Source organism: Bacillus sp. 05T31 (genome assembly GCF_056396725.1).
Map to the genome: position 1 here is coordinate 1 of NZ_JBFTMA010000087.1, position 19,135 is coordinate 19,135.

General features: G+C 35.6%; 15 protein-coding genes, 2 pseudogenes and 1 other annotated feature. Of the genes and pseudogenes, 15 read left to right on the top strand and 2 right to left on the bottom strand.

Annotated elements, in window-relative coordinates:
- Positions 1-467 (top strand): lysostaphin resistance A-like protein (locus tag AC1DJR_RS08310; protein ID WP_477002374.1); only part of this gene is annotated, 467 nt, incomplete at its 5' end.
- Between the two features lie 69 nt (positions 468-536).
- Here the strand turns inward: AC1DJR_RS08310 and rnhC are convergent.
- On the bottom strand, positions 537-1,475 hold the full coding sequence (rnhC, locus tag AC1DJR_RS08315; protein WP_429688109.1) for a ribonuclease HIII: 939 nt from the start codon (positions 1,473-1,475) through the stop codon (positions 537-539).
- Between the two features lie 124 nt (positions 1,476-1,599).
- Between rnhC and zapA the strand changes: the two genes are divergently transcribed.
- From zapA to srtB, 12 genes and pseudogenes are all read left to right on the top strand, one after another.
- On the top strand, positions 1,600-1,869 hold the full coding sequence (gene zapA, locus AC1DJR_RS08320) for a cell division protein ZapA (protein WP_002112165.1): 270 nt from the start codon (positions 1,600-1,602) through the stop codon (positions 1,867-1,869).
- A 1-nt stretch (position 1,870) separates the two neighbouring features.
- Positions 1,871-2,410, top strand: a complete 540-nt coding sequence (locus AC1DJR_RS08325; protein ID WP_002015450.1) for a CvpA family protein — start codon at positions 1,871-1,873, stop codon at positions 2,408-2,410.
- 55 nt (positions 2,411-2,465) lie between these two features.
- Positions 2,466-4,184: a DNA polymerase/3'-5' exonuclease PolX gene (polX, locus tag AC1DJR_RS08330; protein WP_477002375.1), complete on the top strand. Its 1,719-nt coding sequence runs from the start codon at positions 2,466-2,468 to the stop codon at positions 4,182-4,184.
- A gap of 19 nt (positions 4,185-4,203) precedes the next feature.
- A pseudogene (locus AC1DJR_RS08335) lies at positions 4,204-6,320 on the top strand (endonuclease MutS2).
- Between the two features lie 196 nt (positions 6,321-6,516).
- On the top strand, positions 6,517-7,206 hold the full coding sequence (locus AC1DJR_RS08340) for a 23S rRNA pseudouridine(2604) synthase RluF (protein ID WP_477002376.1): 690 nt from the start codon (positions 6,517-6,519) through the stop codon (positions 7,204-7,206).
- Between the two features lie 108 nt (positions 7,207-7,314).
- Positions 7,315-7,565: a binding site (T-box leader), on the top strand.
- Positions 7,566-7,678: 113 nt separating this feature from the next.
- On the top strand, positions 7,679-9,004 hold the full coding sequence (brnQ6, locus tag AC1DJR_RS08345) for a branched-chain amino acid transport system II carrier protein BrnQ6 (RefSeq protein WP_429688070.1): 1,326 nt from the start codon (positions 7,679-7,681) through the stop codon (positions 9,002-9,004).
- Positions 9,005-9,465: 461 nt separating this feature from the next.
- Positions 9,466-10,173 carry a heme uptake protein IsdC gene (gene isdC, locus AC1DJR_RS08350; RefSeq protein ID WP_429688071.1) on the top strand — a complete coding sequence of 236 codons (708 nt, stop codon included), beginning with the start codon at positions 9,466-9,468 and terminating at the stop codon, positions 10,171-10,173.
- 19 nt (positions 10,174-10,192) lie between these two features.
- Positions 10,193-12,760 carry an NEAT domain-containing protein gene (locus AC1DJR_RS08355; RefSeq protein ID WP_477002377.1) on the top strand — a complete coding sequence of 856 codons (2,568 nt, stop codon included), beginning with the start codon at positions 10,193-10,195 and terminating at the stop codon, positions 12,758-12,760.
- A gap of 75 nt (positions 12,761-12,835) precedes the next feature.
- On the top strand, positions 12,836-13,711 hold the full coding sequence (gene isdE / locus AC1DJR_RS08360) for a heme ABC transporter substrate-binding protein IsdE (RefSeq protein ID WP_002143317.1): 876 nt from the start codon (positions 12,836-12,838) through the stop codon (positions 13,709-13,711).
- A gap of 27 nt (positions 13,712-13,738) precedes the next feature.
- Entirely contained in the window at positions 13,739-14,722 is a 984-nt protein-coding gene (locus AC1DJR_RS08365) for a FecCD family ABC transporter permease (RefSeq protein ID WP_002034255.1), read from the top strand.
- Positions 14,712-15,482, top strand: coding sequence for an ABC transporter ATP-binding protein (locus AC1DJR_RS08370; protein ID WP_429688073.1), 771 nt, complete (start codon positions 14,712-14,714; stop codon positions 15,480-15,482). Before AC1DJR_RS08365 ends, AC1DJR_RS08370 begins: the two co-directional genes overlap by 11 nt.
- Positions 15,483-15,513: 31 nt before the next feature.
- Positions 15,514-16,005 (top strand): annotated as a pseudogene (srtB, locus tag AC1DJR_RS08375) (class B sortase); the annotation flags it as partial.
- Between the two features lie 46 nt (positions 16,006-16,051).
- Here srtB and isdG read toward each other — a convergent pair.
- Positions 16,052-16,375 carry a heme oxygenase gene (gene isdG, locus AC1DJR_RS08380; protein ID WP_429688075.1) on the bottom strand — a complete coding sequence of 108 codons (324 nt, stop codon included), beginning with the start codon at positions 16,373-16,375 and terminating at the stop codon, positions 16,052-16,054.
- A gap of 255 nt (positions 16,376-16,630) precedes the next feature.
- Here isdG and AC1DJR_RS08385 point away from each other — a divergent pair, with 255 nt between their 5' ends.
- On the top strand, positions 16,631-18,421 hold the full coding sequence (locus AC1DJR_RS08385; RefSeq protein ID WP_429688076.1) for a cation:proton antiporter: 1,791 nt from the start codon (positions 16,631-16,633) through the stop codon (positions 18,419-18,421).
- A 92-nt stretch (positions 18,422-18,513) separates the two neighbouring features.
- A partial coding sequence (locus AC1DJR_RS08390; protein ID WP_477002378.1) for a class I SAM-dependent rRNA methyltransferase occupies positions 18,514-19,135 on the top strand: 622 nt, incomplete at its 3' end.

Genomic DNA, 19,135 nt, shown 5'->3' on the forward strand with positions numbered 1-19,135 from the left:
ATGTATTACAAGTATGGATTCGTTGTATGGGGGTGGCATTTATTGCACCTATTACTGAAGAAATATTGTTCCGTGGATATTTATTGCGTAAGTTACATTTGAAATTTAGTATGAAAACGAGTGTAATAATCTCCTCGATTATATTTGGTATATTGCATTTACAAGCAACATTTAGTGCTATTTTGTTGGGAGTAGTTATGTGTTTATTGTATATAAAATCTAGAAGTCTTGTCCTACCAATTATCGTACATATGATATTCAACATATTAGTAGTAATAAAAGATGTGATTATTATTTATAATCCATCTGAATCTATCAGTGCATCTCCTCCTATGAGTATAACGAGTGGTATTATTTCAACATTGTTCATTTTAGGAATCGCGTTATTATGGATTATCCCATTTTTAAAAAGAAATTGGCGTAACTGTATGGATAAAGGATTGCCAAAAATAATATATCATCCATAAAAGGCGAAAAGAATTCAATTCTTTTCGCCTTGTTTAGTTCAGTCATATCCTGTCGATACTAAAAAGTAGTTATTTTTTTAGTAAGCGAAATGCCTTTTCTGTATTAGCAAAATGCAGCTTCACAAACTCAGGTAATCTTTCTTTTCCGACTTTCTGAATTAATTTAGCAGCGGCAATATCAACTTGTTTACCAGCACCTTTCGGAAGTGGCATACCAGCTTTTTTGCTTAGTTCGTCAAATTGTTTTACGAATGAGTAACGAGCTAAAATGGAAGCGGCGGCTACTGCTAAATGGACACTTTCACCTTTTGTAGCGAAGTAAACATTTTCACGCTGTACCTGTTTTTGTTTCGCTAAATATTTATAGTATGTATCAGGCTGTGTAAATTGGTCGATTAAGATACCCTCAGGTGTTGTAGGTGCAATTTTAGCCAATAAGTTTGTTATGGCTTTGTTATGCAGTAAAGCCTTCAGTTTACCTTGGTTGTTTCCTTTATCAAATAGCTCGTTATATTTTTCATTATGAAGAACGAGGGAGCTGTAAGGAACAACGTGAAGGAGTTGTTTTGCAATCTCAGCAATTTGAGCATCATTTAAGTTTTTGGAGTCTTTTACACCGAGTTCTTTTAAAAGTGGAATTTGCTTCGCATCCACATATACAGCAACAACTGTCATCGGTCCGAAGTAATCACCAGTACCTACTTCATCGGACCCTAAAATCGACATTGTACCAATAGAAGAAGGTGGTGCATATTGATGCGAATTGACCGATTTTTTTACAGCTGATTTCGGTGTTTGAGAGACAGTTTGCCAACGAGCAGCTTCAGCTTCAGCACGGCCTCCTTGGAACATTACTTTTCCAGATTTATACGCTGTAATCGTGCAAGATGGCACCTTTGCCATGAAGACACCGCCTTGCGGAATTTTCGGGCTAAGCGCTTGTTTATACTGTTGTTTCATGTCTTCAATTGCACTAGAACTTGTTTGTATTACGATAGAATTTGACAAAATGGTCGCTCCTTTTTTAATATTGTTATTTTTATCATATCGGATTGTTCTTTCTGTTTCCATATTATGATGGTTCATGGTATGATAAACTTTAGGATTCTGTACGTGATTGGAGGCCGGTGAGTTGTCACAACAAAAGGGAAATAAAAGTCGAATTAATGTAGAAATATATGGTCAACAATATTCAGTTGTTGGCGATGAAAGTACAAGTCATATCCGCATGGTAGCAGCGATTGTGGATGATAAAATGCGCGAACTCAATGCCAAGAATCCTTCGCTTGATACGAGTAGACTAGCGGTATTGACGGCGGTAAACGTCATACACGATTACATAAAATTAAAAGAAGAACATGAGAAATTGAAAGAAAGTATGACACAAAAAGGAATTGAATAGCATGATTGATATTATTATCATTTTACTGCTTGTTATGGGATTCTTCCTCGGTTTACGCAGAGGATTTATTTTGCAACTTGTAAAGTTAACAAGCTTTATTATCGCATACCTCGTTGCATACTGGTACTGTAAAGATTTAGCGCCAGCACTTGCGAAAATTATTCCGTATCCATTTGATAAGAATGTTTCTGTTCCCGAATGGATAGATGCGAATAATATTGAGGGTGTCTTCTATCAAGCAATTGCGTTTATTGTATTATTTATTATTACAAAAATCGCACTTTCACTACTTGGTAATTTACTGAATATGTTTGCAGAAATCCCAGTTTTAAAGCAAGTCAATGCGGTTGCTGGGGCACTTCTTGGCTTTTTAGAAGTGTATATCATTCTGTTTGTCTTAATTATTGTTGGATCAATTCTTCCAATTGAACAAATACAAACACCATTACAAAAATCATCAATTAGCAAAATAATTGTAGACGATACACCGATTCTTTCTGAAAAGGTGAAGGAACTATGGCAGACAGGTAGCAGAGTGTAACTTCTCTTTTTTCGGAAAGAGAAGTTTTTTTCTATGAAAGAAAGGCGGGGCAATGATGAAAGTGAATAAAAAACAAGTTATCAAATTACTAGAGACAATCGGCCTRTTTATGGAACTRAAGGGCGCGAATCCATTTAAAATATCTGCATTCCGTAAAGCGGCGGCAGCACTAGAAAGTGATGACCGTAGTCTTTCTGAAATTGAAGATTTCACAAAGATTCCAGGTATCGGAAAAGGAACGGCAGCAGTTATTCAAGAATATATAGCATCGGGAACATCTGAAGTACTACAAGAACTTGAAAAAGAAGTACCAAGCAGTTTATTACCGCTATTAAAACTACCAGGCCTTGGTGGTAAGAAGGTGGCCAAGTTATACAAAGAACTTGGTGTTGTTGATATGGAAACGTTAAAAGCTGTTTGTGAAGAAAATAAAGTACAAGCTTTAGCGGGATTCGGTAAGAAAACAGAAGAGAAAATATTAGAAGCAATTGATCAAGTAGGCTCTCGTCCAGAGAGGTTACCAATTGCGATGGTATTGCCTATTGCCGGGGAAATAGAGGAGAAATTGTCGAATGTTGCTGAAATAATTCGTTTCTCACGCGCTGGTAGTTTACGCCGTGTTCGTGAGACAGTGAAAGACTTAGATTTCATCATTGCAACGACAGAGCCAGCAGTAGTACGTGAACATTTACTACAATTTGATAATATGATTGAAGTGATTGCAAGTGGAGAYACGAAAGTATCTGTKCGTCTTCAATATGAATATGATATTTCAATTGACTTCCGCTTAGTAAAACCAGAAGAATTTATTACAACTCTTCACCATTTCACAGGATCAAAAGACCATAACGTAAAAATGCGCCAAATTGCGAAAGATAGAGGCGAGAAAATTAGTGAATAYGGTGTGGAAATCTTAGAGACAGGTGAAGTGAAAACATTCGAAACAGAAGAAGCATTCTTCGCCCACTTTGGCCTTCCATTCATCCCACCAGAAGTGCGTGAAGATGGAAAAGAAATTGAATTAATTAAAGAGTATCCSAACTTAATTCAGTYCTCTGATATACAGGGTGATTTACATATGCATACAACGTGGAGTGACGGTGCTTTTTCAATTGAAGAAATGGTAMAAGCGTGCCGCGCTCGTGGATATAAATTTATGGCAATTACTGATCACTCGCAATACTTGAAAGTAGCGAACGGTTTAACGAAAGAGCGTCTTCGTGAACAAGCGAAAGAAATTGAACGTATGAATGAAAAGTATCCAGACATTACAATTTTGCGCGGGATTGAAATGGACATTTTACCAGATGCGACACTTGATTTTGACGATGAAGTATTAGCAGAACTAGATTATGTCATTGGAGCCATTCACTCTAGCTTCTCACAAGACCGTGAAACGATTATGAAGCGTCTTCGCACTGCACTTGAGAATAAGCATGTCACAATGATTGCCCATCCGACAGGACGTCTTCTTGGGCGCCGTGAGGGTTACGATGTAGATACAGATTTATTAATCCAGCTCGCAAAAGAAACAAATACAGTTTTAGAATTAAATGCAAATCCAAACCGTCTAGATTTAAGCGCGAAATTATTAAAACAAGCACAAGATGCTGGTGTAAAARTAGCGATTAATACGGATGCCCATACACTTGAAATGTTAGAAGATATGGAAACAGGTGTAGCAGCAGCGCGTAAAGGTTGGATTCAAAAAGATAACGTGATTAACACATGGGATATTGAACGTTTATTAGACTATATTAAACGTAATAAGTAATACAGGGGGGACCTGCAGCATGTTAGAACGAACGTTGCGTGTATTAGAATACAATAAAGTAAAAGAACAATTACTTGAACATACAGCATCTTCACTTGGTCGTGATAAAGTGAAGAATTTAGTGCCAAGCACAGATTTTGAAGAAATTGTGGAACTGCAAGAAACAACGGATGAGGCAGCAAAAGTTATCCGTTTAAAAGGACATGTACCACTTGGAGGGATTTCTGATATTCGTTTAAATATTAAGCGTGCGAAAATTGGAAGTATGTTAAGTCCTCATGAATTAATTGAAATCGCAAGTACGATGTATGGTAGTCGCCAAATGAAACGCTTCATTGACGATATGATTGATAATGGTGTTGAACTTCCGATTTTAGAAACACATGTTGCACAAATTGTATCTTTATATGATTTAGAAAAGAAAATTACAAACTGTATCGGTGACGGCGGTGAAGTAGTCGATAGCGCAAGTGATAAATTGCGTGGTATTCGTAACCAAATTCGTACTGCGGAAAGCCGTATTCGTGAGAAATTAGAAAACATGACGCGTTCTTCAAACGCGCAAAAAATGTTATCAGACGCAATTGTAACGATTCGTAACGAACGCTACGTAATCCCGGTAAAACAAGAATACCGCGGCGTATATGGTGGTATTGTTCACGATCAATCTGCTTCTGGACAAACGTTATTTATAGAACCGCAAGTAATCGTGGAATTAAATAATGCGCTTCAAGAAGCACGTGTGAAAGAAAAACAAGAAGTAGAACGCATTTTAATGATGTTAACGGAAGAAGTAGCAGTGGAAGCTGATATTGTTTTATCAAACGTAGAAGTAGTTGCAAATCTTGATTTTATTTTTGCGAAAGCTCTTTATGCGAAGCGAATTAAAGCGACGAAGCCAATCGTAAATAATGAACGCTACATGGATTTAAAACAAGCACGCCATCCGCTTATTGATCCGGAAATTATCGTGCCAAATAACATTATGCTTGGTAAAGACTTTACAACAATCGTTATTACAGGACCGAATACAGGTGGTAAAACAGTTACACTGAAAACAGTCGGTATTTGTGTCTTAATGGCGCAATCTGGTCTTCATATTCCAGTAATGGATGAATCAGAGATATGTGTATTTAAAAACATCTTTGCTGATATCGGTGATGAGCAATCGATTGAACAAAATTTAAGTACATTCTCTTCTCATATGGTAAACATTGTAGATATTTTAGAAAAAGCTGATTTTGAAAGTTTAGTCCTATTTGATGAATTAGGTGCTGGGACAGATCCGCAAGAAGGGGCTGCACTAGCGATTTCTATTTTAGATGAAGTATGTAACCGTGGTGCTCGCGTTGTTGCAACGACGCATTACCCAGAATTAAAAGCATATGGATACAATCGTGAGCAAGTTATTAATGCGAGCGTTGAGTTCGATGTGAATACATTAAGCCCAACGTACAAATTATTAATCGGTGTACCAGGACGTAGAAAGCGCAAAAAGAAGGGGAAGAAAAAGTCGAAGCTGCRAAGMAAGAAGCAGAAGGCATTATTCAWGAACTTCGTCAATTGCGTAAAGCACAGCTTATAAACGTGAAAGACCATGAGCTTATTGAAGCGAAGAGCCGTCTAGAAGGTGCGGCGCCAGAGCTTGTGAAGAAACAAAAAGTAAACGTGAAAAACACAGCGCCAAAACAACAATTACGCGCAGGTGATGAAGTAAAAGTGTTAACGTTCGGTCAAAAAGGTCAATTGCTTGAAAAAGTAAGTGATACAGAGTGGAGCGTACAAATTGGTATTCTGAAGATGAAAGTGAAAGAATCCAATATGGAATACATTAATACACCGAAGCAAACTGAGAAAAAAGCAGTCGCAAGTGTGAAGGGTAGAGATTATCACGTGTCGTTAGAGCTAGACCTTCGCGGCGAACGTTATGAAGATGCAATGATGCGCGTTGAAAAATATTTAGATGATGCACAGCTTGCAAGCTATCCTCGTGTATCAATTATTCACGGTAAAGGAACAGGAGCGCTTCGCCAAGGTGTACAAGATTACTTGAAGAAACATCGCGGTGTGAAAACCTACCGCTACGGTGACATGGGCGAGGGAGGCCTAGGCGTAACAGTTGTCGAATTAAAATAGCAAACAACCAAACAAAAGGGGAAACCATTATATGTTTATGGACAAACTTGCAAAAGTATTGTTAGCTTGTTGCGGAATATTTTTGGTAATTGGGGTTATTTATTTAGTTGTTTTTGCGAAGTAAAGGAGCGTCAATCTTGGCATAATGATATTGCCATGGATTGACGCTTTTAATCTATAAGAAAAGGAACAAAACATGAAAATCAACCAATACATAAGCGAAGCAAAATCCTGCTCAAGACGTGAAACAGACCGCCTCATTAAAGCGGGACGCGTGACGATTAACGGCGAAATATGTACGTACGGTGCAATCGTGAGTGATGGTGATGTTGTAACGATTGATGGACAGGTTATTGCAAAAGAAGAGAAGGAAAAGGTGTATATCGCCTTTCATAAACCAGTTGGTATTACTTGTACAGCAGCCGAGCATATTGAAGATAATATTATTGATTATATCAATTACCCAGAGCGTATCTTTCCTGTTGGGCGATTAGATAAAGCGTCGGAAGGACTAATCTTATTAACGAATGACGGTGGGATTGCAAATCAAATTTTACACGGTGATCATGAGCACGAGAAAGAATACATCGTTACGGTTGATAAGCCGTTTACAGATTGGTTTATTGATGAGATGTCCAGCGGTGTAAAGATTAAAGATGGAATGACGAAGCCWTGTAAAGTGACGAGAGTKRATCARTCTACATTYCGYATCGTTTTAACGCAAGGAATGAATAGGCAAATTCGTAGAATGAGYCGYGCTTTCGGATTTACTGTAACAAAGTTAAAGCGAGTTCGTATTATGAATATAGAGCTAAATGGACTGGAATCTGGAAAGTGGCGGGATATTACAGCGGAAGAATTAGAAATATTAATAGGACAGTTATAGGGAGGAAAAATTTTCTCCCTATATTTTTTTGTCAGAAAAAATAAAACTATTGATTTTTTAAAAAATAGCCCATATAATAAAAAACAACAAGTTTCGACAACATATTTTATAAAAGTAATGATGAGGACATGAGTTGTTTTTGACGATTYTCAGAGAGGGAAGCCTTAGGCTGTGAGCTTCCTAATACGGAAAGACAAACTTACCACCTCTAAACTTCAAGAGTGAACTGCAGATGCATTGTAATTCTTGGCGGATAAAACCGTTATCAATTTACACGAGCTATAAAATGAGCTTATTTCGTTATAAATTCATTTTATTAGAATAAGGGTGGAACCACGATTTCAACACTCGTCCCTTTGTTAGGGACGGGTGTTTTTTGCGTTCTTTTACGGGGAAGTATGCTTGAAAGAGGATGTGTGACGGGTTTTAATTCAGAATATTTTGTCAGTGAAATAATTAGGAGGTAGTAGAAATGAAGTCATCTTTAAAGTTTTCTGAGATGTTTGCAATAAGCTTAATGTTATTTGCACTGTTTTTCGGTGCCGGTAATATGATTTTCCCACCAGCGTTAGGGCAAGGTGCTGGAACAGATGTATGGATCGCGTTATTTGGCTTTATCGTAACAGGTGTAGGACTGCCTTTATTAGGAGTTATTGTTATAGCTCTAAAGGGAGATATTAATGAATTAGCAGGACGTGTACATCCTGTATTCGCGCTAATTTTCATTACTGCAATTTATTTATGTTTAGGCGTATTTGTTAGTGTGCCACGTACAGGGACTGTTGCTTATGAAATGAGTGTTGCACCGTTTTTACCAAGTGAGATAGCTGGTCAATCCTATCCACTTGTTATCTTTACATTTATTTTCTTTGCAGTAACTTTCTATTTAGCATTAAACCCATCGAAATTAGTGGGGCGCATTGGTAAAGTGTTAACTCCAATTTTATTAGCTGTTATTGCAATTATTGTAGCGAAAGCAATTATGACTCCAATGGGAGAGTTTGGTGCCCCTACAGAAGCGTATAGTGCCCCGCTCTTTAAAGGTTTTATTGATGGATATTTAACTTTAGATGGACTTGCAGCACTTGTTTTCGGAAATGTTGTGATCAATGCTTTAAAAGCAAAAGGCATTACAAATAAGAACAGTATTGCAAAAGTAACAATCTTTGCAGGATTTATTGCAGCACTTGGCTTACTTCTTGTTTATTTAGCACTTGCTTACCTTGGAGCTTCTAGTGTTTCACTTGGAATGGGAGCAAACGGCGGAATTATTTTAACAAACGTCGTGAATCATTTATTTGGTAGCTACGGAACATTATTACTAGGCATCGCAATTACAGCAGCATGCTTAACAACTTCTGTCGGTATTGTAGCAGCTTGTGGAGAATATTTTTCTTCGTTATTACCAAAGCTTTCTTATCAAAAAGTCATTTTCATTTTCTGTGTATTAGCATTTATGGTAGCAAATCTTGGTTTAACTCAGTTAAACGCATTAGCATTACCAATTCTAATTGCAATTTACCCAATTGGTATCGTACTTATCGTATTATCACTCGTTGAAAATTACGTTCGTCTTCCATTAGCGATGTATGTAGGCGGTATTGTAGGATCATTTGCGATTAGCTTTTTTGATGGATTGCACAATGCGAATCTGCAAATTGCAGCATTAGCACCTATTTTAGATAAGATTCCATTATACAGTGTAGGGATTGGCTGGCTAGTTCCGGGTATCATTGGAATTGCAATTGGATATGTAGTTTCTTTATTTCAAAAGCAAGAAATTGCTGTAGAAAAATAAGGGAAAGAGGCTTTCTTTAAAAGAAAGCCTCTTTTTTTGTAGAAAAATTATATATAGAAGAATTCAGATATTAAAAATTTTATACGTAATATGGTTGACAAAAAAATTACCAGTAGGCTAAGATTGACTTAGTTGTGGAAATATTGGAAGGGAAGAGGTTTTCTATGACTATATCATTTTTGTAAGAAGAGGTGATAGAACGATAGAATTAGGCGGTTTATTTTTTTTGAAATTCGTTGAGAATGATAATCAATAAAATGATGAAAGAGTTTTATGTTTATTCTTATAGGAAAAATTGGTGGGATTATTTTTTTGTCTATCAATGAGAATGATAATCAATATATTTCTAACTACATATTGTTACTCGTTATAAAATAGAGATAGAAAGATTATTTTTTTTCTTATATATTGAGAATAATTATCATTTTCAAAAAAAGAAAAACAAGGAGGCAGTAAGGTAAATGAGAAAGTTTTCGGTATTACCCGCTTTTATTATGACATTCGTATGTATGCTAGCTTTTCTCGTAGTGCCATTCGGACAAGCTTCGGCAAATGTAGCTGACGGTACTTACGATATTAACTATGTCATACAAAAAGCAGAAAATGATTCAGCTTCAATGGCAAATGATTATTTTGAAAAACCAGCTAAGTTAATTGTAAAAAATGGTGAGATGAGAGTACAAATTCCTATGAATCATAGTGCTTGGATTACAGAATTTAAAGCACCAGAGAACGGGAACTTTGTTGATGCAAAAGTTGTTAGTAAAGATGAATCTGCAGATAAAAGAACTGTAGAGTTTAAAATAGACGACTTATCTAAACCAGCAGCTGTAAAAATTCATGTTGTTGTACCGAACGTAAATTATGACCATAACTACACAATTCGCTTTGCGTTTGATGCAAATGTAAAAGCAGTAGGTGGAGATAATAAGGCAACTGCTGCAACAAAAAATGAAGATCAAACTCAAAAAAATACACAAGTAAAAGAAGAAGTGAAGAAAGAAGAGAGCAAAGAAACAAACAAAGATGTAAATAAAGGAACAAATGAAAGTGGGAAAGCTGAAAAAACAGATAACCCAAAAACAAGTGATGAAGCACGTATCGGATTATTTGCAGCATTACTTCTTATTTCAGGTGTTTTCTTAATTCGTAAAGTACGTCAAAACTAAATAAAGGAGCGGTATTCTATTGAATAAATATCTTAAAATTGTTGTTGCGATGTTTTTAATGGTATTTACATTCACATCAACATTACAACCCCTTGCAGTTCAAGCAGCTAGTCAACTAGCTGACGGTGAATATTCAATCGGTTTCAAAGTTCTTAAAGACACATCAGATGAAGAATCCATGATGAATCAATACTCTGTAAGTCCAGGAACTTTAAAAGTGAAGAATGGGAAAAAGAAAGTATCCTTTACGTTAGAACATAGTTCATGGATTACAAAGTTTGAAACGGAAAAAAGTGGTCAGTTTGTTGCGACAAATGTAATTAGTGAAGATCAAGAAAAAGATACAAGAGTCGTAGAATTTGATGTGGACGATGTAGAGAAGGTATTAAATGCGAAAGTAAAAGTAGACATTGATTTTTTAAATTATCATCATGACTATGATGTGCGTATTGCATTTGATCAAAATAGTATTACACCGATTCATGTAGAACAACCAAATGAAAAAGAGGATCCAGCTAATAAGCCAGATCCAAATGAAAATCCGGATCCGAGTCAGAAGCCCGACCAAAAGCCTGACCCAGATCAACAACCAMATTCTAACACAATTAAAGATGGAGAGTACAGCATTCCATTTAAAGTGTTAAAAGATCAAAYAGATGAAGAATCTAAGATGAATACTTACATGGTAAATCCAGGGGTATTAAAAGTAGAAAATGGTAAGAAAAAAGCAATTGTAACGTTAAAAAACAGCTCATTAATTAAAAATTTCCAAACGGAAAAAGATGGTGCGTTTGTTGATGCAAAAGTAGTGAGTGAAGATAAAGAAAAAGATACAAGAGTAGTAGAGTTTGAAGTAAACGATTTATCTAAAAAACTAAATACAAAAGTATTTATCGAAATGGCATCAAGAAACTATAAGCAAACACATGATGTGCAACTTTTATTTGAACAAAATAAGCTTGAACAAATTAAAAATGAAGAGAAACCAGAAGTAGAGAAACCAGAAGTAGARAAACCAGAAGTAGAGAAACCAGAAGTAGAGAAACCGGAAGTAGARAAACCAGATGGAAACAAAAATCCAGATGCTGAAACAATTAAAGATGGTGAATACAGTATCAATTTCAAAGCTTTAAAAGATCAAACAGAAGAAATTTCAATGATGAACACGTATACAAAGAGTCCAGGCGTGTTAAAAGTGAAAGATGGTAAAAAATATGTATCATTCACATTAACGAATAGCGCTTGGATTACAAAGTTTGAATTTGATAAAAATGGTTCGTTTGTTGATGCGARTGTATTRAGTGAAGATACGAAAGCTGATACRCGTGTAGTGGAAGTGGAAGTAGCAGATTTATCGAAAAAATTAAACGCAAAAGTAAAAGTCGACATCGATTCAATGAATTATCATCATTTCTATGATATTCAATTTGCATTTGATAAAGAGAGCATTAAACTGTTAGATAACCAAGGCAATAATACAACAATTGATCCAAACGCTCTTAAAGACGGTGAATACAGCATTGGCTTTAAAGTATTAAAAGATCAAACAGATGAAATATCAATGATGAATACATACACAAAAAGCCCAGGTGTATTGAAAGTAAAAGATGGTAAGAAATATGYATCGTTTACATTAACAAATAGTACATGGATTACAAAGTTTGATTTTGAGAAGAATGGCTCGTTCGTTAATGCAAAAGTATTAAGTGAAAATAAAGAGCAAAATACAAGAGTAGTAGAAGTAGAAGTAAATGATTTGTCTAAAAAATTAAATGCAAAAGTAAAAGTAGATATTGATTCAATGAATTATCACCATTTCTACGATGTTCAATTTGTATTTGATCAAGATAGTATCAAAGCTTTAGGGAACCAAGGTGGAAACGATAACCAAGGCGGAAACGACAATCAAGGTGGAAATAATACACCGAAAGTAATAGTTGATCCGAAAAATTTAGTAGATGGTCAATATGATATTACATTTAAAGTGTTAAAAGACAAAACAGAAGAACTTTCAAAGATGCATGACTATACTGTAAATCCAGCAAAATTAATCGTTAAAGATGGTAAAAAGTACATTGAGATGACGCTGAAAAATAGTGCGTGGATTACGAAATTCCAAACAGAAAACAATAGTCTTTTTGCTGATGCAAAAGTAGTAAGTGAAGATAAAAATGCAAATACGCGAGTAGTACAATTTGAAGTAGAAGATTTATTTAAAAAATTAAATGCAAAAGTGAAAGTAGACATTGATGAGATGAACTACCACCACTTCTACGATGTCCAAATTCAATTTGATACAAATAATATTGGTGCGTTAGGGACGATTAAAGAGGATCCAAAAAAAGATCCGAAAAATGAYCCGAACAATCCAGTGATTACACCGAAAGTAGATAATGTAAAAAAAGTAGATAATCCTGATTTTAACCGAAATGCAGATGATAAGAAGAAAAAAGAAGATACAAAGAATGATTCGAAAAAAGAGAAAAACTCAAAAACAGCAGATACAGCACAACTAGGTTTATACATGGTGCTACTGCTCGGTTCACTTGCTTTACTAGTTCGAAAATATAGAGCAGGTAGATTGTAATTTTTGGAGTCTTGATGCATGTTTGCATGCATCAAGACTTGTTTCATATTGTTTGGAAAGGAGTGGTGATTAAGAGTGAAGAAAATTGTAAGTGTACTAATGGCTATCATTTTATTAGTGAGTATAGCTGGATGCCAGGCGCCCAAAAAAGAAACAGCGAAGCAGGTAAAGAGTGAGGGTAAAGAGAGGATTGTCGCAACGACAGTTGCTGTTACTGAAATTATGGATGCGTTAGAAGTAGATTTAATTGGTGTACCAACAAGTACTAAAGATTTACCAAAGAGATATAAAGGTTTACCTGAAGTTGGGAATCCGATGAGTCCTGATATGGAAAAGGTAAAATCATTAAAGCCGTCAGAAGTATTATCCGTGACAACACTTGAATATGAATTAAAGCCAGTTTTTGATGGTGTAGGTATGAAAGCAAACTTTTTAGATCTAACAAGTTTAAAAAATATGCAAAATTCCATTAGTAATTTAGGTAAGCAATATGGACGTGAAAAGCAGGCTGAAGCAGTTGTAACTAAGTTAGATAACAAGGTTGCAGAGATTCAAAAAGCAGTAAAGGGAAAGAAAGAACCGACAGTGCTTATTTTATTAGGTGTACCGGGGAGTTATTTAGTAGCAACAGAGCATTCTTATATTGGAGATTTAGTGAAACAATTAGGTGGTAAAAACATTGTACAAGGTGAACAAGTAGAGTATTTAGCTTCTAATACAGAGTATTTAAAAAAAGCTGATCCAGACATTATTTTACGAGCGGCACATGGTATGCCTGATGAAGTTGTAAAAATGTTTGATAAAGAATTTAAAACAAATGATATTTGGAAACACTTCGCTGCAGTTAAAAATAATCGTGTTTACGATTTAGAAGAGCGTTTATTTGGAACGACAGGAAATTTAGCAGCGACTGAAGCGTTAGATGAATTGAAAAAAATGATGTATCCGTGATGCATTTTAATATAAAGGAAGATTAGCATGAATAAAAAATTTTGGAGTTTCTTTATTGTTACTGTATTACTCATCATTATGACTTTGTTGTCAGCGACGAAAGGTAGTTTAGAAGTAGGTATTATTGACCTTGTACAAGGAATATTTACAGGGGCAAATGAAGATGTTGAAGTGATTAAAGATTTACGTTTCCCACGTATTATTATTGCACTATTTACTGGAGCAGCTCTTGCTGTTTCGGGCGTGCTYTTYCAAGCTGTYATGAAAAATCCACTTGCTGATGCTGGGGTAATCGGGATATCTTCAGGAGCAAGTTTTATGACACTTGTTATTATTACGCTATTCCCGCAATTCTTTTTCTGGACGCCGGTATTCGCCTTTCTAGGTGGTGCGTTTGCGTGTTATCTCGTTTATTCGTTTTCATGGAAATCAGGATTAAGTCCGCTTCGCATTATTTTAATTGGTATTGCCATTAATGCGATGTTCACTGGATTAAATGAATCGTTCATTACGATTTGTGGATACTTCATTAAGAGTATTAAGCAAACGACGACTTCTAATATAACGATGAAGACGTGGGGCGATGTAGAAATAATGGTTACTTATGGAACAATTGGTCTTATTCTTGCACTGTTTGTCGGAGCTTGGTGTAACTTATTATCTCTACAAGATAAGACTGCAAAAAACTTAGGCTTGCACGTGACGAGAGTTCGTCTTATTATTTCTGCCATTGCAGTACTCTTAGCGGCAGTATCAACAGCAATTGCAGGCGTTATCGCTTTCGTAGGATTACTCGTTCCGCACATTTCAAGACAACTAGTTGGTTCAGACCATAAAGCATTAATTCCATTTTCTGCTCTTGCAGGGGCGTTATTAATTTTGACGGCGGATACGATTGGAAGGTTAATTGTGCCACCTAACGAAATTCCAGCAGCGACGATTATGGCAGTTATTGGTGGCCCATTCTTAATATTCTTGCTTAGAAAGAGTGATAAAGTTCATGGAAATTAAAAATGTAACCTTTTCTTATGATAATGTAACGGATCGTTTAAAGTCTGTTAGTAGTGAAATAGAGGTTGGAAAAATTACAACAATTATTGGCCCAAATGGTTGTGGGAAATCAACATTACTAGGTGTTATGTCGCGAAATCATAATCCCCGTAGCGGAGAAGTAATGCTAGATGGGAAAGCTATTAGCCAGTATAAGCCGAAAGAGTTTGCTAGAAAGTTAGCCGTTGTCCATCAACAAAATGAAGCACCGGCAGATATGACGGTAGAGAAATTAACAAGCTTTGGCCGTATGCCTCATAAAAATATATTTTCTTCGCAAACTGATGAAGATAGAGAAGCAATAGAAAGGGCTTTAGCATGTACGAATTTGCTAAGTAAACGTGATAAGGAAATTCATGCTTTATCCGGTGGAGAAAGGCAACGTGTTTGGATTGCGATGACTTTAGCGCAGAATACGCCCATGCTGTTCTTAGACGAACCGACGACGTATTTAGATATTTACTATCAGCTTGAAATATTAGAGTTAGTGAAGGAGTTAAATGAAGTACATGGTTTAACGATTGTTATGGTATTACATGACATTAATCAAGCAATCCGTTATAGCGATCGTATTATCGTTATGAAAGATGGAGAAATTGTGATGAAGGGTAAGCCAGGTGAAGTCGTAACGGAAGATATGATCAAGACGATATATGGTGTAGACGTTGTTGTAAAGCACGATGAAGATACAGGATTGTATATGGTGCCAATGGGTATTTAAATATACACACAATCCATTTTGAGGTGATAATTTGAGTAGTAAAAAAGAAAAGAAAAAGAGCTCTTTTTTTCAACGAATACTTACAGTTGCTTTTTTAGGCATCTTTTTCTACTCCGTGTATGAATTAGGTGGGATGTTCATGGACTACTATGAAAATCGTAAAGTAATGGCTGAAGCACAAGATATTTATCAAAGGAGTCCGATGGAAGAAAAATCATCAGATGGAGCAGTACGTGCGCAGTTTCAAGCCTTACAAAAAATTAATCCAGAAATAGTTGGCTGGATCACGATGGATGATACGCAAATTAATTATCCAATTGTTCAAGCAAAAGATAATGATTACTATTTATACCGTAATTATAAAGGCGAGGACATGAGGGCAGGTAGTATTTTTATGGATCATCGTAACGATGTAAAATCTCAAAATCGAAATACGATTTTATACGGACATCGTATGAAAGACGGCTCTATGTTTGGGAGTCTTAAAAAAATATTAGAAGAAGATTTCTTCATGTCTCAGAGAAGTTGTATTCCTTCTCATACTTCTATACCAATTATTAAAAACGAAGTTATTGAGCCACAGCAATTGGCATACGAACAATTTTAACATCATAGAATGAGATTTTATTATCGATAATAAAATCTGGTAATCCACCACGATGTGAATGCGCATCTTTAAAGGCCGCACTCTTTGTCCAACCTTGGAAATCCTCTTTTGCATTCCAACGAGTGCTAATCGTTACTTCGTCATAATCAACTGTATTTTCAGTTAGAAGAACTTCTAATCCTAAGAAACCAGGCATTGTTTCAACTTTACCTACTTTATTAAAGCGCTCAATTAATTTATGTGCGTCACCCTTCGTAATTTTAGATGTATTTGTAACAATAATCATTTCTTTATTCCTCCTATAAATCTATCATTATTTTCATCGTTTCATATACTGTAAATGATAATGAAAATCATTATCGTTGTCAATTATAATTTTTATATAAATATAGAATCAGGTATGAACTTACTATCATAGAAATGATTTGACTATATATTTAATGAGATTATATATTATTAAAATAGAATTAAATAAGAAATGTACATATGCAAAGTATGGTTCATGCCTTGCTTTCGCAATACTATGAACAAGGAGGGTATTATGGTCGAATCACTGTTACTTAGTATCGTTATTATTATTACACTAGGCATCGCCTCACAATGGACTGCATGGCGCTTCCAGCTCCCTGCTATTGTTGTTATGGCAGTTGCCGGATTATTAATTGGTCCAGTTTTCGGTATTATTAATCCAAAAGAGGTGCTTGGAGATGTTTTTAGTCCACTCGTATCACTTTCTGTTGCCATTATATTGTTTGAGGGTAGTTTAAGTTTAGATGTACGTGAACTGAGGGGACTATCAAAACCAGTATTTCGTATTGTTACGTTTGGTGCGTTTATTGCTTGGATTGCTGGCTCACTTGCAGCTCATTACGTCGCTGGATTAGATTGGGCGGTTGCATTTATTATTGGAGGACTTTTTATTGTGACAGGTCCAACTGTAATTATTCCGTTGTTACGCCAAGCACGATTAAAGCCAAGGACAGCTGCAATTTTAAAGTGGGAAGGGATTATCGTTGATCCGTTTGGAGCATTACTTGCTGTATTCGCCTTTCAAATTGTAAATTTCTTAACGAAAGAAAATGTACACTTACATACGTTACTATATTTCTTTGCAGGTTCGTTATTTGCAATGGTGCTTGGGTATGCGTTTAGTATTTTTATGAGTTATATGATTTTAAAAGGGAAAGTACCAGAATATTTAAAGGCACCGATTTTGCTCGTTACGGTATTACTATGCTTCGGCATTGCAGATGAAGTCATGCATGAAACAGGTATGCTAGCCGTAACTGTAATGGGGATTACACTTGCACGGATGAAGAAATATATTTCTTCTATCGGTGATATTCGTCATTTTAACGAAAATATTTCCGTACTATTAACATCGACTGTTTTCATCATCTTAACAGCATCACTTCCAAGAACGACGATTATGGAGATTTTTAGCTGGCCTATTATTAGCTTCGTACTTATGATGATATTTGTTGTTCGTCCTTTATCAATTTGGGTATCGACAATCGGAACAGAGTTAACAAGATCAGAAAGGGCGCTAGTTGGTTGGATTGCGCCGCGAGGTATTGTTGCATTAACGGTTTCAAGTTACTTTGCGACGGAGTTATTACAAGAAGGGTATAAAGATGCTTCTATATTAACAGCACTTACATTTGCACTCGTAATTACGACAGTTTGTGCTCATGGATTTTCAATTGGATTTTTAGCAAAAAAATTAGGATTAGCCAATACACAGCCACCAGGTATTTTAATTTCAGGAGCTAGTACATTCTCAACTGCATTCGCTATGCATTGTAAAGAGATGGGGATTCCSAGCTTAATCGTAGATGTATCGGAAGAACATTTGCAATGCGCAAARGTGAAAGGGCTTAATACATATAACGGCCAAGTACTCTCAGAGCAGTTGCAATTTGAAGTAGATATGAATCAGTATGAATACTTGATTTCAGTTACAGATACGGATTCTTACAATGTATTAGTCGCAAACACATATGTACCGCAGTTTGGACATCATAATATATTTTTACTTCCGATTCATGATGTGGAAAAGATTGAGCAAGAACGCATCTCTCTTTCGAAAAAAGCTCATTTACTGTTTGGTCAAAATGAAATTTATGAAGAGTTAGATAGAAAAATTGAAGAGGGTTATACATTTAAAACGATACAAGTTGAGGAAGAACAAAAAATTAATAAAGAAGAGAGCGATTCAGAGGATGTAATATTATTTATTCGTCACGATGATGGTAGTCTTACTTTTTCAACATTGTATAAATATATAGCGGTTATACCAGGAGATGAGCTAGTTGTACTAGCAAAGCAATAATATGGTATAGTGAAACGAGGCTTTTTTCAGCCTCGTTTTTTACATTGCTTCCTACTAATTAGAAAGCATTCAAATGGAAAGGAAGACATTACATGCGATCTGAAGTAACTATAAAAATAAAACCGAAGTTTATAAAAGAAATTAAAAGTGGATATCCACTTATTTTAAAAGATGCTATTCAAAATTTAAATGATGTACGTGAAGAAGGAACAATCATCAACGTAGTAGATGAGAAGAACCAATTTATCGGAAAAGGCTATTATGGAAAACAAAATAAAGGATATGGATGGATTTTAACGAGAAAAGAGAAAGAGCAAATTAATCAACCTTTCTTTGAAAGTAAAATCAAATCTGCTTTACATAAACGAAAAGATTTTTATAAATCAAATGATACAACAGCATTCCGTGCCCTGAATGGTGAGGGCGATGGCCTTGGTGGTTTAATCATCGATTATTATGACGGCTATTACGTAATAAGTTGGTATAGTGAAGGGGTTTATACTTTCCGCGATGAGATTATAGCAGCACTTCAAAAAGTAGCAAATTTCAAAGGGATTTATGAGAAAAAGCGTTTTGATACGAAAGGGAAATACATTGAAGGTGATGATTTTGTCGCAGGAGAGCGCGGTGAGTTCCCACTTATCGTAAAAGAGAACGGTGTAAACTTTGCTGTATATTTAAATGACGGGGCGATGGTTGGTGTGTTTTTAGATC